Annotated in this window: 17 protein-coding genes; 6 read left to right on the forward strand and 11 right to left on the reverse strand. The window is 63.0% G+C overall.

Translation table 11 applies throughout. The features are described 5' to 3' along the window. Nucleotides 1-92: 92 nt before the first annotated feature. The 3 genes from OKW20_RS00130 to gatB form a co-directional block, all read right to left on the reverse strand. Nucleotides 93-560 carry an N-acetyltransferase family protein gene (locus OKW20_RS00130; protein WP_429169626.1) on the reverse strand — a complete coding sequence of 156 codons (468 nt, stop codon included), beginning with the start codon at nucleotides 558-560 and terminating at the stop codon, nucleotides 93-95. A gap of 127 nt (nucleotides 561-687) precedes the next feature. Next, nucleotides 688-1,182, reverse strand: a complete 495-nt coding sequence (locus OKW20_RS00135; protein ID WP_429169627.1) for an N-acetyltransferase family protein — start codon at nucleotides 1,180-1,182, stop codon at nucleotides 688-690. 3 nt (nucleotides 1,183-1,185) lie between these two features. Continuing rightward, entirely contained in the window at nucleotides 1,186-2,688 is a 1,503-nt protein-coding gene (gatB, locus tag OKW20_RS00140) for an Asp-tRNA(Asn)/Glu-tRNA(Gln) amidotransferase subunit GatB (protein ID WP_429169628.1), read from the reverse strand. Nucleotides 2,689-2,848: 160 nt separating this feature from the next. Between gatB and OKW20_RS00145 the strand changes: the two genes are divergently transcribed. Both OKW20_RS00145 and OKW20_RS00150 read left to right on the forward strand, forming a co-directional pair. Next, nucleotides 2,849-3,127 (forward strand): DUF1294 domain-containing protein, encoded by a 279-nt coding sequence (locus tag OKW20_RS00145; RefSeq protein WP_043614130.1) that lies wholly within the window; start codon nucleotides 2,849-2,851, stop codon nucleotides 3,125-3,127. A 205-nt stretch (nucleotides 3,128-3,332) separates the two neighbouring features. After that, nucleotides 3,333-3,587, forward strand: coding sequence for a YjhX family toxin (locus OKW20_RS00150; protein WP_043614127.1), 255 nt, complete (start codon nucleotides 3,333-3,335; stop codon nucleotides 3,585-3,587). 77 nt (nucleotides 3,588-3,664) lie between these two features. On the opposite strand, the gene OKW20_RS00155 is transcribed toward OKW20_RS00150, so the two are convergent. From OKW20_RS00155 to OKW20_RS00175, 5 genes are all read right to left on the reverse strand, one after another. After that, complete coding sequence (locus tag OKW20_RS00155) at nucleotides 3,665-5,116, reverse strand: GGDEF domain-containing protein (protein WP_156134013.1); 1,452 nt, start codon at nucleotides 5,114-5,116, stop codon at nucleotides 3,665-3,667. 132 nt (nucleotides 5,117-5,248) lie between these two features. Further along, nucleotides 5,249-5,740 carry an N-acetyltransferase family protein gene (locus OKW20_RS00160; protein WP_429169630.1) on the reverse strand — a complete coding sequence of 164 codons (492 nt, stop codon included), beginning with the start codon at nucleotides 5,738-5,740 and terminating at the stop codon, nucleotides 5,249-5,251. 86 nt (nucleotides 5,741-5,826) lie between these two features. Beyond that, nucleotides 5,827-7,308: an Asp-tRNA(Asn)/Glu-tRNA(Gln) amidotransferase subunit GatA gene (gene gatA, locus OKW20_RS00165; RefSeq protein ID WP_429169632.1), complete on the reverse strand. Its 1,482-nt coding sequence runs from the start codon at nucleotides 7,306-7,308 to the stop codon at nucleotides 5,827-5,829. Between the two features lie 50 nt (nucleotides 7,309-7,358). Continuing rightward, on the reverse strand, nucleotides 7,359-7,646 hold the full coding sequence (gatC, locus tag OKW20_RS00170; protein WP_043614118.1) for an Asp-tRNA(Asn)/Glu-tRNA(Gln) amidotransferase subunit GatC: 288 nt from the start codon (nucleotides 7,644-7,646) through the stop codon (nucleotides 7,359-7,361). 109 nt (nucleotides 7,647-7,755) lie between these two features. Next, entirely contained in the window at nucleotides 7,756-8,460 is a 705-nt protein-coding gene (locus tag OKW20_RS00175; RefSeq protein ID WP_043614116.1) for a metal-dependent hydrolase, read from the reverse strand. An 81-nt stretch (nucleotides 8,461-8,541) separates the two neighbouring features. Between OKW20_RS00175 and ruvX the strand changes: the two genes are divergently transcribed. Continuing rightward, a complete protein-coding gene (gene ruvX, locus OKW20_RS00180) occupies nucleotides 8,542-9,027 on the forward strand; it encodes a Holliday junction resolvase RuvX (RefSeq protein WP_043614114.1) in 486 nt (161 codons plus the stop codon). Here ruvX and OKW20_RS00185 read toward each other — a convergent pair. Next, nucleotides 8,973-9,314, reverse strand: coding sequence for a DUF6105 family protein (locus OKW20_RS00185; RefSeq protein ID WP_429169634.1), 342 nt, complete (start codon nucleotides 9,312-9,314; stop codon nucleotides 8,973-8,975). The two genes, ruvX and OKW20_RS00185, sit on opposite strands and share 55 nt — an antisense overlap. Then, complete coding sequence (locus OKW20_RS00190; RefSeq protein ID WP_089045732.1) at nucleotides 9,311-9,451, reverse strand: hypothetical protein; 141 nt, start codon at nucleotides 9,449-9,451, stop codon at nucleotides 9,311-9,313. Before OKW20_RS00190 ends, OKW20_RS00185 begins: the two co-directional genes overlap by 4 nt. 231 nt (nucleotides 9,452-9,682) lie before the next feature. Between OKW20_RS00190 and OKW20_RS00195 the strand changes: the two genes are divergently transcribed. Further along, nucleotides 9,683-10,618 (forward strand): AEC family transporter, encoded by a 936-nt coding sequence (locus OKW20_RS00195; protein ID WP_043614111.1) that lies wholly within the window; start codon nucleotides 9,683-9,685, stop codon nucleotides 10,616-10,618. Between the two features lie 24 nt (nucleotides 10,619-10,642). Here the strand turns inward: OKW20_RS00195 and OKW20_RS00200 are convergent, their stop codons facing one another. Beyond that, nucleotides 10,643-12,295 (reverse strand): acyl-CoA dehydrogenase family protein, encoded by a 1,653-nt coding sequence (locus OKW20_RS00200; RefSeq protein ID WP_043614109.1) that lies wholly within the window; start codon nucleotides 12,293-12,295, stop codon nucleotides 10,643-10,645. 157 nt (nucleotides 12,296-12,452) lie between these two features. Between OKW20_RS00200 and OKW20_RS00205 the strand changes: the two genes are divergently transcribed. Together OKW20_RS00205 and OKW20_RS00210 are read left to right on the forward strand one after the other, a co-directional pair. Beyond that, nucleotides 12,453-13,394: an aspartate carbamoyltransferase catalytic subunit gene (locus tag OKW20_RS00205; RefSeq protein WP_043614107.1), complete on the forward strand. Its 942-nt coding sequence runs from the start codon at nucleotides 12,453-12,455 to the stop codon at nucleotides 13,392-13,394. Next, nucleotides 13,391-14,683: a dihydroorotase gene (locus OKW20_RS00210; RefSeq protein WP_429169635.1), complete on the forward strand. Its 1,293-nt coding sequence runs from the start codon at nucleotides 13,391-13,393 to the stop codon at nucleotides 14,681-14,683. Before OKW20_RS00205 ends, OKW20_RS00210 begins: the two co-directional genes overlap by 4 nt. Nucleotides 14,684-14,692: the final 9 nt, after the last annotated feature.

Below are 14,692 nucleotides of genomic sequence, written 5' to 3' on the forward strand. Positions count from 1 at the left end.
CGGCCGTTGGGAAGGCGGCCAGATACCAAAACAATGTTCCCGCTTATGCCCCGCCGCTCAGGGCTTGTCCAGTGATTCCGAGGTAAAGGCGGTCATTTCAACGGCAGTTGAAAGCCGAAATGGCTGCGCGCAAAGCCCAGGCGCTCATAGAAGCGATGTGCATCGGTGCGCACGGCGTTGGACGTGAGCCTCACCTTCCTGGCCCCCTTCTCCCGTGCCTCGGCAATTGCGTGGCGCATCATGCGTTCGCCGATCCCACGGCCGCGCATGTCGGCGCGCGTCTGGACGGCTTCGACGATCAGGCTGGAGCTTCCCCGCCCGGACAGCGACGTGTGCAGCGCGGTTTGAAAGGTGCCGACGACCTGCCCTTCGAAAACCGCGACGAAGAGCGTCTGCAGCGTCGAGGCTTCAATCCGGTCGTAGGCGGCGGCGTAGTCTGCGAAGGCTTCGGGATCGGTCGTGTCGCCGTGGCCGCCGAGCGGATCATTGGCGAAGAGCGCAACGATCGCTTCGAGGTCCTTGCGCTCCGCCTTGCGGATCATGAGTTCGGTCGCGTCCATGGTTCTCCGCTCACATCGTTCATCGGCTGCGGATCAAACACCTGAAGGTAACGGCGCGATGACAGGCGCCGTTGCCTCCAGAGCTTATCCACAGGCATGCGAAACTTCAGGCAACCGGTCGGATCGCCTAGCCGAGAAGCGGCTTTTCCAGAACGATGGCCGGCAGGCCGGACGGGTCGTCGCCCGGGGTCTCGCCCACATCGGCAAAGCCATGCGCCCGATAGAAGGTGAGTGCGTGCAGGTTCTGCGGCTCGACCTCGACGCGCATGCGCTCGGCGTCCGGAAAGCAGGTCTCGAGCTCGGCAAAGATATCGCGGCCGACGCCCTGGCGCTGGAACTTCGGAAGGACGTAAAGCTGATGCAGCACCACCGTTTTAGCCTGCGTGTCGGACATCGCCGCATAGCCCATTCCACCAAGCTGCCTTCCGTCGTCGGCAACGAGGAACTCGGCGTTCTTGCGCGCGAGCCGGGCTTTGAGCGCCGGCAGCGAATGCCAGCGCTCGTTCAGTTCGTTGACCTTCTCGACACCATAGAAAGTGTCATAGGTTGCGTGCCACGTGTCGATGAGCAGAGCACGAACCTTCTCCAGGTCGCGCTCGCTTGCCGTGCGCACGAAGAACATCGCTTATTCCTCGATGCCGAGCTTGGCCTTGACCAGCGCCTGTACGGCCTGCGGGTTGGCCTTGCCGCCAGTCGCCTTCATCACTTGGCCGACGAACCAGCCGGCAAGCGAGGGCTTAGCCTGCACCTTGGCGACCTGATCCGGGTTGGCGGCGATGATCTCGTCGACGGCCTTCTCGATGGCGCCAGTGTCGGTCACCTGCTTCATGCCGCGCGCTTCGACGATCTCGGCCGGGTCGCCGCCCGCGTTCCAGACGATCTCGAACAGGTCCTTGGCGATCTTGCCGGAGATGGTCTCGGCCTTGATGAGGTCGATGATGCCGCCGAGCTGTGCCGGGGAAACCGGAGTCTCTTCAATGGCTTTGCCGGCTTTGTTCAAGGCACCGAGCAGGTCGTTGATGACCCAGTTGGCGGCAATCTTGCCATCGCGGCCTTCCGCCACCGCCTCGAAATAGTCGGCGATCGACTTTTCGGAGACGAGCACCGAAGCGTCATAGACCGAGAGGCCGAGGTCGCGCACGAAGCGCTCCTTCTTGTCGTCGGGCAGTTCCGGCAGGTCGGCCTTCAGCGCCGCGACGAATGCATCGTCGAATTCGAGCGGCAGCAGGTCCGGATCCGGGAAATAGCGGTAGTCGTGCGCGTCTTCCTTGGAGCGCATCGAGCGGGTCTCGCCCTTGTTCGGGTCGAACAGGCGGGTTTCCTGGTCGATGCTGCCACCGTCCTCGAGAATTCCGATCTGGCGGCGTGCCTCGTATTCGATTGCCTGGCCGATGAAGCGGATCGAGTTGACGTTCTTGATCTCGCAGCGCGTGCCGAAGCCCTCGCCCGGACGACGGACGGACACGTTGACGTCGGCGCGCATCGAGCCTTCGTCCATGTTGCCGTCACAGGTGCCAAGGTAGCGCACGATCGAGCGCAGCTTCGTCATATAGGCCTTGGCCTCATCCGACGAGCGCATGTCCGGCTTGGAGACAATCTCCATCAGCGCGACGCCCGAGCGGTTGAGGTCGACATAGGACATCGACGGATGCTGGTCGTGCATCGACTTGCCGGCATCCTGTTCGAGATGCAGGCGCTCGATGCCGATCTCGACATCCTCGAACTGGCCCTGGCGGTCCGGGCCGACGGAAATGATGATCTTGCCTTCGCCGACGATCGGATCCTTGAACTGGGAGATCTGATAGCCCTGCGGCAGGTCCGGATAGAAATAGTTCTTGCGGTCGAAGATCGAGCGATTGTTGATCGCGGCCTTGAGACCGAGACCGGTGCGCACCGCCTGCTTCACGCATTCCTCGTTGATCACAGGCAGCATGCCGGGCATGGCGGCATCGACCAGCGACACGTTCGCATTCGGCGCATTGCCGAACTCCGTCGATGCGCCCGAGAACAGCTTCGAATTGGAAAGCACCTGGGCATGGACTTCCATGCCGATGATGACTTCCCAGTCGCCGGTGGCGCCGGGGATGAAGCGTTTCGGATCGGGGGTGCGGACGTCGACAATGCTCATATCATGCTCTTCTTTGAAGCCTGAATTCTTGGTTTCTCGGTAGAACAATTGGTCCGCCGGTGCAAGTTGTTCGGCTGGATCAGACGCGCCATCTGCAATCTCATGCAGACAACGGGCGTCTCTTAACCACCGTTTAGCGCCTATCGGCAAGACTTCGGCCATGTCCATCGCCTTTGCCCCGCTCGCGTTCGCAATTCTCGTCAACTTGGCTGCCTTCGGGCTGTTCTGGTACGACAAGCGAGCGGCGCGGTCCGGTAAACGGCGGATCAGCGAGCGGACGCTGCTGATGGTCGCCCTGTTCGGTGGCAGCCCGGGAGCGATGACGGCGCGCCATCTCTTCCGGCACAAGACACGCAAGGAACCCTTTCGCACGCGCCTTGCGCTGATCATCGTTTTCCAAGTGGCGCTGGCGGCCATCGGCACCCTGGCGTTGCAATGATGTCTTGACGCGCGAGCGGCGGTCTTTTAGGAAGCAACCGTTATTTTGGAGTTTTGATGTTCCTGTCTTCGCCTGAGTCCCGGTAAAGCCCGTCCGCGTAATCCCTTGATTGCGCGCACGGGCCGAAAACGTCACCCCGCTTTTCCAGAGATTTGCGGAACGTTTTCCTGCGTTCTTCCGAACGCTATTCCGGAACATTCAGACAATGGACATCTCGCGCGCAGAGCAGCGCATTCTTCATCATTTGGCCCAGGGCGGTCGTATCGAAATCATCCGCGAAGAAAAGGCGATCACCGAAATCCGGTGCTTCACCCGTGACGGCTGGGTCTATCCCGGCTTCGACCTTGAACTCTTCCGCAAATTGAAGCGGAAGAAGGCGATCTCATCGTCAGGCGGACAACCCTACCGCATCACGGAACGCGGGCTGCAGCTCGTGCGCTCCGAACTTAACAACCGCTAGCGGCGAATACGAACGATACCGGGCATGCCAGCATGCCCGGTATCGTCAGATGCGCACTTTACTTTACGGAAAGCGAATTACGTTGCGTGAGCGCTCGATGGGGCCGCGCATTGCACGCGGTCGCGGCCCGCAGCCTTCGCCTGGTAGAGCGCGCGGTCGGCCGCAAGCAGCAAGCCGTCGAGACCGGGGTCTTGGGTCAGGACTTCGGCGGCGCCGATGCTGATGGTGACGGCGATGCTTCCGCCCTGCTCCAGATCGATATGGAGCGCGCGCACGGCCTCGAGCAGTCGCTCGGCGACCTTGAGCGCATCGGTCGGGGATTGCCGAACCAGCACAACAGCAAACTCTTCGCCGCCAAGCCGACCAACGAGGTCGTCACCGCGCAGTGCCGCGCGAACGACGCCGGCAACGGAGATCAGCACCTGATCGCCGACGGCGTGACCATAGGTGTCGTTGATCGCCTTGAAGCGGTCGATGTCGAGCATCATCACCACCGTCCCGCCTTTTCGGGCGACCGGTGCTGCGATCAGCGCGGCGGCACGCGACATGAAGGTCGCACGCGCCAGGCATTGGGTCAGGAAATCATAGTCGACCGCATGGGACAGGCGGCCGATCAGCGCCCGCCGTGCCGCATCGACGCTGGCGACCGCCAGCGGGCAAAGCGCAAGCAGGGTCGTTCCCAGCCGGGTGGAGGTGAGCGTCTCCTCGGCAACGCCGCTGACGCCGAGATGCAGGGCGCCGGAGGCAACGGCAATCTGCGTCAACACGCAAACGATCGCCGTCAGGATCGTCACCGGAAACAGACCGTAGCTGAGCGCGCACCACAAAAGCGCCGGCACCGGAAAGGCGAAAGCGCCCGGCCCGCCGACGAAGAGCGCCGCAGCGCACGAGAAAACCAGGGAGACGAACGGCCAGACGGTTGCCGAAGCCGAGGCGGTCGACACCGTCGTTCTCGTGCCACGGGATCGCAAGCCGCCTTCCGGAAGCGGCGCTGCCAGGAAGACCGGGAGCAGAACCACATAATTGACCAGCTCAGTGGTGAGCCAGGCGACGAATGCTTCCGTGACGGGTTTGCCGAACGACAGGTGAACAGCAACCGCTCCGACGAGCGAGGCGCCCATCGCCGCCAGGGAGGATGCCGCGAACATGTAAAGCACCGAGCGCGCCCGGCGCAGATGCCGGTGCTCCGGCGAAAAGCGGCGATAGAGCAGGAAACCGATGACGACGCCGACCATGTTCGCCGTATTCAGCGCCGCGGCTTCATAGAGATCCGCGCCGGTCACCAGGTCCGCAAGTACGTAGGCCAGTGCCGCCGTAGACCATCCAGCCGGGCTGGCAAGCGACGGTCTTCTGATCAGCAGGCCGAGCAGGATCGCATTTGCCGGCCAGATCGAGGCCAACATGCCGACCGGGCGGCTCAAGATGCCGAGCACGCAGGCGGTGAAGACGATCACGCCCAGCCCGACAAGCCAAATCGAATGGTGGAAAGGTCTCAGAACCAACGGTCGCGGAACCGTTTTATCCAGCATCTGCAACAAGCGCCCCCCTTGCGGTGCCCCACCACCACGTCATACCCCATAATATTTCATGGGCCTAATGAATGCGGTGTGAATAGGCCAGCCCGCTTTGCGCGTGGCTGCCATGCATAGGGCGGCGGAGTGTCAGGGACCCGGGGTCTGCTCCAGGGATTTGCTCAGGCCGATGAAGGCGACGTCGCTGTCGAGTTGTGGCGCATAGGCGGTCGACAGCCAGCTCACGCCATAGCCGTGATTGCGGAAGAAGCGGACGGCGCGGTCGTTGCGCGCATGTGTCTTGGTGGTGACGGCGTCGAATCCATCCGCAGCAATGCGATGTTCGATCTCGCCGAGCAACAGCGCACCGAAGCCCCTGCCCTGGAGCTGCGGCTCGATCCACAGATCGGAGATCGCATTGTCGAAGTTCTCTCGCGCGCACCATCCGCCGATGGCGCCTTCGCCTTCCACGAGCAAAACGGAAAGCCAGTGATCGGACAGAAAACGGAGAAATGCGGCCTCGGCCACGCGCCGCATCTTTTCGCCATCGGCAAGGCCCGCGATTGCCGATTGCCAGGCCCTAAGGCCGATGTCGGCCAGCCGTTCAACGTCGCCGGCGCGGGCATGGCGGATGACGGGCACGACGCGGGTCTCCTTCCGCGACAAGAGTGGCGATCAATGCAGCAGAAGTGGAAAGGGCGGCACCGTCGGTGCCGCCCTTCAAGAGATTACCACCACTTGGTGGGAGTGAAGCGACCGGCCGCCTGTTCGATCACATGCGCCGTCTTGAACAGCGTCTCTTCCTCGAACGGCTTGCCGATCAGCTGCAGGCCAAGCGGCAGGCCCTTGTGGTCGAGACCACCGGGAACGGCGATGCCCGGGAGGCCGGCCATGTTGACCGTCACCGTGAAGATGTCGTTGAGGTACATCTTCACCGGATCGGATGCGAGATCCTCGTCGGCAATACCAAAGGCGGACGACGGCGTTGCCGGCGTCAGAATGGCGTCGACGCCAGCGTGGAACGCCAGTTCGAAGTCGCGCTTGATCAGCGTGCGCACCTTCTGTGCCTGCAGATAGTAGGCATCGTAGTAGCCGGCCGAAAGCACGTAGGTGCCGATCATGATGCGGCGCTTGACTTCGTGGCCGAAGCCGGCGGCGCGCGTCTTTTCGTACATGTCGACGATGTCCTTGCCGTCGACGCGCAGGCCGTAGCGAACGCCGTCGTAGCGGGCAAGGTTCGAGGAGGCTTCGGCCGGAGCGACGATGTAGTAGGCCGGCAGCGCGTATTTCGTATGCGGCAGGGTGATGTCGACGATCTCGGCACCGGCTTCCTTCAGCCAGGCGATGCCCTGCTGCCACAGCGCTTCGATCTCTTCCGGCATGCCGTCGACGCGGTATTCGCGCGGAATGCCGATCTTCATGCCCTTGATCGACTGGCCGATCGCGGCTTCGTAATCCGGCACCGGCAGATCGACCGAGGTCGTGTCCTTCACGTCGACGCTTGCCATCGACTTCAGGAGGATTGCGGCATCGCGCACGTCACGGGCGATCGGGCCTGCCTGGTCGAGCGACGAGGCGAAGGCGACGGTGCCCCAGCGCGAGCAGCGGCCATAGGTCGGCTTGATGCCGACTGTGCCGGTGAAGGCGGCAGGCTGGCGGATCGAGCCGCCCGTATCGGTAGCGGTCGCACCAGCGCAGAGATGCGCGGCGACGGCCGCTGCAGAGCCGCCCGAGGAGCCGCCGGGTACGAGATCGAGGTTCGAGCCCTTGGCGCGCCACGGGTTCTTGACCGCGCCGTAGTAGGAGGTCTCGTTCGACGAGCCCATGGCGAACTCGTCCATGTTCAGCTTGCCGAGCATGACGGCGCCGTCGTTCCACAGGTTCTGGGTGACGGTCGATTCGTAGCGCGGCGCAAATCCGTCGAGGATGTGGCTGCAGGCCTGGGTGTGCACGCCTTCGGTGGCGAAGAGGTCCTTGATGCCGAGCGGGATGCCTTCAAGCGCACCGGCCTTACCGGCGGCGATACGCGCATCCGAGGCCTTGGCCATCTCGCGCGCCTTTTCGGGCGTGACGGCGATGTAGGCGTTGATCGCCTCATTGGCGGTATCGATCGCGCCGAGATAGGCGTCGGTCAGTTCGACGGCGGTGATGTCCTTGGCGGCGAGCTTGGCGCGGGCTTCGGCAATCGTCAGGCTGGTAAGGTCGGTCATGGTAAAATCTGGCTTTCGCAATCAGAAACGTCGGGGCGGCTGGCGGGAGATTACTCGACCACCTTCGGAACGAGGAAGAAATTGCGATCGGAATTCGGCGCATTGGCAACGATGTCGTCGGCCTTGTTGCCGTCCGTCACGGTGTCCGTCCGCTTCTTCATATCCATCGGCGTGACCGAGGTCATCGGCTCGACGCCTTCGACATTCACTTCGGAGAGCTGCTCGACGAAACCGAGGATGCCATTGAGCTCGCCCATCATCCGTTCGGCTTCTTCTTCGCTAACGGCGATACGGGCAAGGCGCGCGACGCGCTTCACGGTGGCAAGGTCTACGGACATGATCGTCTCCGGTAACTGGAACTTCCCCCGCTATAATGGCGCAGGGCGAGCCACGCAACGGGGGAATTGCCGGAGGACCGGACCTCTCGTCAAAAGGCCCGGCGCAACATCAGACGGCGACGACGCCGCCGACCTGTGGCGTCGCCACCTTCGTCGATGCACTTTCCATGCCGGCAACGAAGGTTTCCGGCGTCTGGTCGATGATCGGGAACGAGCCGTAATGGCAGGGGATCGCCGTCGAGAACGAGAAGAAGCGTTGGCAGGCGAGTGCCGCAACCGCCCCGCCCATGGTGAAACGATCACCGATCGGTACGATGCCGATCTCCGGCTGATGCAGCTCGTTGATCAGCGCCATGTCGGAAAAGATGTCCGTGTCGCCCATGTGATAGAGCGTCGGCTCGTCCTCGAAATGCAGCACCAGGCCGTTGGCATTGCCGAGCGAGTGCGAGACGCCGTCCTCGGTCAGCTGCGCCGACGAATGCAGCGCGTTGACAAAAGTCGTCGAGAAACTGCCGAGTTGGATCGTACCGCCGGTGTTGCCCATTTCCAGCGCCTTGACGCCATGCCGGCCGAGCCAGGCGGCAAGATCGGCATTGGCAACAACCGTTGCGCCCGTCTCCTTGGCGATCGCAATGGTGTCGCCGACATGGTCGCCGTGACCATGGGTCAGGAGAATGTGGGTGAGCCCGGCGGTCGCGTCCCGGCGCTCCTCGTCGCGGAAGGCAGGATTGCCGGTAAAGAAGGGGTCGATCAGGATTTTGGACTTTGCCGTTTCGATGTGAAAGGCGGCATGGCCGAGCCATTTGATCTTCATGACGATCTCCCTGATGATTTGTCTGTCGCAACAGCATATGGATCAGACAACTCTCCGCGCAAAGATCGAATCGACAATCCCATGGCAATTCTCACCATCGAAGAACTCGCAGCCCAGCTACAGCCGAACCAGGCGATAGCGGGCCTCGACCTCGGCACGAAAACGATCGGCCTCTCGGTCTCCGATCTCGGTCGCCGCTTTGCGACCCCGCGCGAGGTAATCCGCCGGGTCAAGTTCGGCGTGGACGCAGAAGCGCTGCTTTCGGCAGGGAACAAAGAAAAGATCGCGGCCTTCGTCATCGGCCTGCCGGTCAACATGGACGGCACCGAAGGACCGCGCTGTCAGGCGACCCGCGCCTTCGTGCGCAACATGGAACAGAAGACGCCCCTGCCCTTCATCTTCTGGGATGAAAGGCTGTCGACGGTCGCTGCCGAGCGGGTACTGATCGAGATGGATGTGTCGCGACGCAAGCGGGCCGAACGCATCGATTCGGCTGCCGCATCCTTCATTCTTCAGGGCGCGCTCGACAGGCTGGCGTCGCTGGCAAGAGACGGCCTCTCGGACTGAGGGGCCGCGGCGCCGAAGCGGCGGCGATACCAGGCCGCGATCTGGCGGCGCTTGCGAAAGCCGATAATGGCAAAAACGATGAGGCTGTCGACGACGATCGCGCGCGCGACGAGCGGCGGGATCGATTCCGGCGGAATGCCGAGGACGTTGGCGTAGATCTGGAATACCAGATCATGGGTTTGGCGCGTCAGCATGAAAAAGCCGAAGCTCATGTCGTAGTACGAGAGACTGTACCAGCCCGTCAGCAAAAGGACCGGTCCGCCCCAAAGGATCAGAAACCACTTCATGCGGCTCCCCTTTCCGAGATCTGCCGAAAGACGACGGGGTAAATCGCGCGGTCTGCCAACACGACGGCCACAAGAACCATCGCGGGAACTGCGATATCTAGCGCCAGTCCGGCAAAAAACATCATCATGATGATCATAAGACCAGTTCTCACCGAACCGCTCCACTCCGGAATCCATTAAAATGCCGGATCAATCTCCGCCCTTGCGGGGGCCTGCGCAACGTAAACCATTTGTTAAGGTTAATTTTCACAGGGGCGCATCCGCAATCGGGCCTGGATAAGCCCTTCCCCGCATTTCCCGTGCGGCAAGACATTCCGGTTTGCGGAAATTTGCGGTAGCGATAGGCCTCTCGCACGCAGGCCCTCCCCATGACTATCGTCTTCGAAAGCATCCTCCCCGTCTTCCTGCTGGTCCTGCTCGGCGCCTGGCTCAAGCGCTCGACGCTTGTCGACCAGAACCTTTGGCTGGGGCTCGAACAGTTCGGCTACTTCATCCTGTTCCCTGCCCTCCTGTTCTCGACCCTGGCTGAGGCCAACTTCACCGGATTGCAGGCGGACGCAACGGCCATCGCCACGATCGGCAGCGTCAGCCTGATGTCGCTTTTCGTGCTCCTGCTTTGGCCCATGCTTAGAAACCGCAAGGTTTCCGCAGCGTCCTTCACCTCGACGTTCCAGACGGCGACACGGTGGAACGGCTTCATGGCGCTTGCAATCGCCCACAAACTCTACGGGCAACTCGGCCTGACACTGACTGCGCTCTTGATGACGCTCCTGATCATCCCGACCAATCTCTACAATATTGCCGTGCTCGTGTGGTTCACGGGCGGCAGCCGTGACTTTCGCCGCTTCTTCACGCGGATCGCCACCAACCCCATCATCGTGTCTTCGGTGCTCGGAATTTTCGTCAACCTGATCGGACTGAAGATCTACAGCCCGCTGATGGCCACCATCGAGATGCTGGCGAGCGCATCGCTCAGTCTCGGGCTGGTGATGGTCGGCGCCGGGTTACGCGCGTCGGACGCGCTCAAACCAAGCGCCGTCGCGCTGCTTGCCGTCTTCCTCAAGCTGATCGTCATGCCGGTCTTCATGGTGAGCGCCAGCTACCTGCTCGGCATTCGTGGCGATGCGCTTCTCGTTATCGCCCTTGGCGCGGCGGTACCGACGGCGATGAACGGCTATTTGCTCGCCAAACAGATGGGTGGCGACGCCGAGCTCTACGCGGCCGTGGCCACCGTCCAGACCGTGGTTTCGTTCTTCACGATCCCGCTCGTCCTCCTTGTCACCGCCTACGTCGCAAGCAACTGACGACGTCGCGGGGTGCCTGACGGCTTACGCCGCAGGGGGATAGAGAAGGTCGAGGATGTAGGCGGAATCAAAGCGCGAATCGAGCATGCCGTAGGTCGAGCGCCAGCCGGCGGCCAGGCGTGATTCCAGGAACGCATCGGCAATGCGACCGGCACCGAGACGATAGAGTTCGGCGGCAGCGGCAGCGAGCGCCAGTTGTTCGACCAGCATGCGGGCTGCACCTTCATCGCGTTCGCACAGCGACATGGCCGCGCGCAGCACGTCGATGGTCTTGCGGCCGGACGGGCCGAGATCGCGCGCCAGCACGACGAAGAGCTGCTCGAACAGGTCCTTGCCCTTGGCGAGAACCCGCAGCACATCCAGCGCCATGACGTTGCCGGAGCCTTCCCAGATGGCATTCACTGGCGCTTCGCGGTAGTGGCGCGCCAGAGCACGCTCTTCCACGTAGCCGTTGCCACCCAGGCACTCCATCGCCTCATAGATCAGTGCCGGCGCGATCTTGCAGGCCCAGTATTTCGCAACCGGCGTCATGATCCGCGCATAGGCCGCGTCTTCCGCACTGCTTCGGGCCCTGTCGAAGGCTTCGGCCAGGCGGAACGAAAGTGCGCTCGCCGCGGCAACGTCGAGCGCCATGTCGGCAAGCACCCGCGTCATCATCGGCTGGCTGACGAGCGGCTTGCCGAAAACCTTGCGGCCGCGCGTATGATGCACGGCTTCGGCAAGCGAAGCGCGCATCATGCCGGCGGAGGCAAGTGCACAGTCGAGCCGCGTCAGCGTTACCATGTCGAGGATAGTGCGAAGGCCGGCATCCGGCGCGCCGAGGATGAAGCCGAACGTGTCGGAAAACTCGACCTCGGAAGACGCATTGGAGCGGTTGCCGAGCTTGTCCTTCAGACGCTGGAACCGCAGGCCGTTGGCGCTGCCGTCCTCAAGCAGACGCGGCACCAGGAAGCAGGCAAGGCCTTCGCGGGTCTGCGCCAGCATGACGAAAGCGTCGCTCATCGGCGCCGACATGAACCACTTGTGGCCATTCAGCCGATAGATCCCCTCGCCCACCCGTTCGGCGGTGGAGGTGTTGGCGCGCACGTCGGTACCGCCCTGCTTCTCGGTCATGCCCATGCCGACGGTGACGGCAGACTTCTGCATCCACGGGCGGTTGGTGGAATCGTATTTGCGCGACAGGATCTTCGGTGCCCACTCCTTCTGCACCGCCGGCGAGGCGGTGATCGCGGCCAGCGACGCGCTGGTCATGGTCAGCGGGCAAAGATGGCCGCATTCGAGCTGCGCCGTCAGATAGAAGCGGATCGCACGGACTTTATGCGACTGGTTGCGCTCGTCGGCCAAATTTTCCCAGGCGGACGCGTGCAGGCCCGAGGACATCGAGCGGCGCATCAGTGCATGCCAGGCCGGGTGGAACTCGACGACATCGAGACGCTCGCCGCGCGGCCCGTGGGTCTTCAGCTTCGGCGGACCTTCGTTCGCCATGCGCGCCAGTTCCTGCGCCTCCGGCGAGGTGACGTAGCGGCCGAGCACATCGAACTCATCGCGCAGCGTCTTGCTCATGCCCGAGGTGATGTCGACCACGAGCGGATCGGAACGATAGGCGTTGACGCCGGACCAGGGCTTGGGCTGGTTCAGCTCGGCGAGTTTCTGTTCAGTCCGGTTCATCTGATTCATGGGCCGGTTCTAGCGCAAGTTTCTCGACCACGGAACGGGGCGCAGAAAAGATAGGATCGCCGTTGCAAGTTTTCTGCGGACGGGCACGCCCAAGCCTTGCCGTGCCGGGGGCCAGGTCTTATAGAGCGACCACATTTCCAGAGCGCAAGGGCGGCCCATGATCACTTTCCCGCATCGCCACCTGCTCGGCATCAAGGGGCTTACGGAGCAGGATATCACCTATCTGCTCGATCGCGCCGATGAAGCCGTCCAAATCTCCCGTCAAAGAGAAAAGAAGACGTCGACGCTTCGGGGTCTGACGCAGATCAACCTCTTCTTCGAGGCCTCGACCCGCACGCAGTCTTCCTTCGAGCTTGCCGGCAAACGCCTTGGCGCCGACGTGATGAACATGTCGGTCGGCAACTCCTCGGTAAAGAAGGGCGAAACGCTGATCGACACGGCGATGACGCTGAACGCCATGCACCCCGATGTGCTGGTCGTGCGCCATTCGTCGGCGGGTGCTGCCGCCCTTCTCGCGCAGAAAGTCTCCTGCTCCGTCGTCAACGCCGGCGACGGCCAGCACGAGCACCCGACGCAGGCGCTGCTCGACGCGCTGACGATCCGCCGTGCCAAGGGCAAGCTCTCGCGCATCATCGTCGCCATCTGCGGCGACGTGCTGCACTCGCGCGTGGCGCGCTCCAACATTCTGCTCCTCAACCAGATGGGCGCGCGCGTCCGCGTCGTCGCACCGGCAACGCTGCTTCCCTCCGGCATCGCCGACATGGGCGTCGAGGTCTACCATTCGATGGCCGAGGGCTTGAAGGATGCGGATGTCGTCATGATGCTGCGCCTGCAGCGCGAGCGCATGGCCGGGTCTTTCGTGCCTTCCGTGCGCGAATATTTCCACTACTACGGGCTCGATGCGGAAAAGCTGAAGGCGGCCAAGGAGGATGCGCTTGTCATGCATCCCGGGCCGATGAACCGCGGCGTCGAGATCGCCTCGGAAATCGCCGACGGGCCGCAGAGCGTGATCGAACAGCAGGTCGAGATGGGCGTTGCCGTGCGCATGGCAGTGATGGAAACGCTGCTTCTCTCGCAGAACCAGGGGCCGCGCACATGACCAGACCACTCGTTCTGAAGAACCTTCGCATTGTCGATCCTTCGCGCAATCTCGATGAAGTCGGCACGATCATCGTCGGCGACGACGGGCATATCCTTGCCGCCGGTGCCGATGCCCAGAACCAGGGCGCGCCGGATGGCGCCTTCGTCAAGGACTGCGCCGGGCTCACCGCCGTCCCGGGCCTCGTCGACGCCCGCGTCTTCGTCGGCGAACCGGGCAGCGAGCACCGCGAGACCTTCGAATCCGCGTCACGCGCGGCCGCTGCCGGCGGGGTCACCACCTTCATCGCCATGCCGGAGACCGATCCTGTCATCGACGACATCGCGCTCGTCGAATATGTGAAGAAGACGGCGCGCGACAAGGCGCTCGTCAACGTGCACCCGGCCGCAGCGCTGACCAAGGGCCTCGCCGGCGAGGAGATGACCGAGTTCGGCCTGCTTCGCGAAGCGGGTGCCGTTTGCTTCACCAACGGTCGCCGCTCGATCCACGACACGCTGGTCCTGCGCCGCGCCATGACCTATGCGCGCGAATTCGGCGCCGTCATCGCCCTCGAAACGCGCGACAAATATCTCGGCGCCAACGGCGTCATGCACGAAGGCCTGCTTGCCAGCTGGCTCGGCCTTTCCGGCATCCCGCGCGAAGCGGAGATCATTCCGCTTGAGCGCGACCTGCGCATCGCCGGGCTGACGCGTGCGGCCTATCACGCCGCCCAGATCTCGGTTCCCGAATCGGCAGCCGCAATCCGCACCGCACGCGAGCGCGGCGCCAACGTCACCTGCGGCGTATCGATCAACAATCTGGCGCTGAACGAGAACGACATCGGCGAGTACCGGACCTTCTTCAAGCTCTCGCCGCCGTTGCGCAGCGAAGACGACCGGGTCGGCATGGCCGAGGCGCTCGCCGACGGCACGATCGATATCATCGTTTCCTCGCACGACCCGCAGGACGTTGATACCAAGCGGTTGCCCTTTGCCGATGCCGCCGATGGCGCGATCGGCCTGGAAACGCTGGCCGCGGCCGCCCTTCGCCTGCATCATAGCGGCCAGGTACCGCTGATGCGCCTGATCGACGCGATGTCGACGCGTCCGGCGGCGATCTTCGGTCTCGATGCCGGTACGCTGAAACCCGACGCCAAAGCCGATATCACCGTCCTCGATCTGGACGAGCCCTGGGTCCTTTACGAAGAGGCGATCGTTTCTCGCTCCAAGAACACGCCGTTTGAAAATGCGCGCTTTACCGGGCGGGTCGTGCAAACCTATGTTGCCGGCAAGCTGGTGCATTCGGCCTAAGCCGAAAGC

This window comes from Ensifer sp. LBL (assembly GCF_050435225.1).
Classification (GTDB): domain Bacteria; phylum Pseudomonadota; class Alphaproteobacteria; order Rhizobiales; family Rhizobiaceae; genus Ensifer.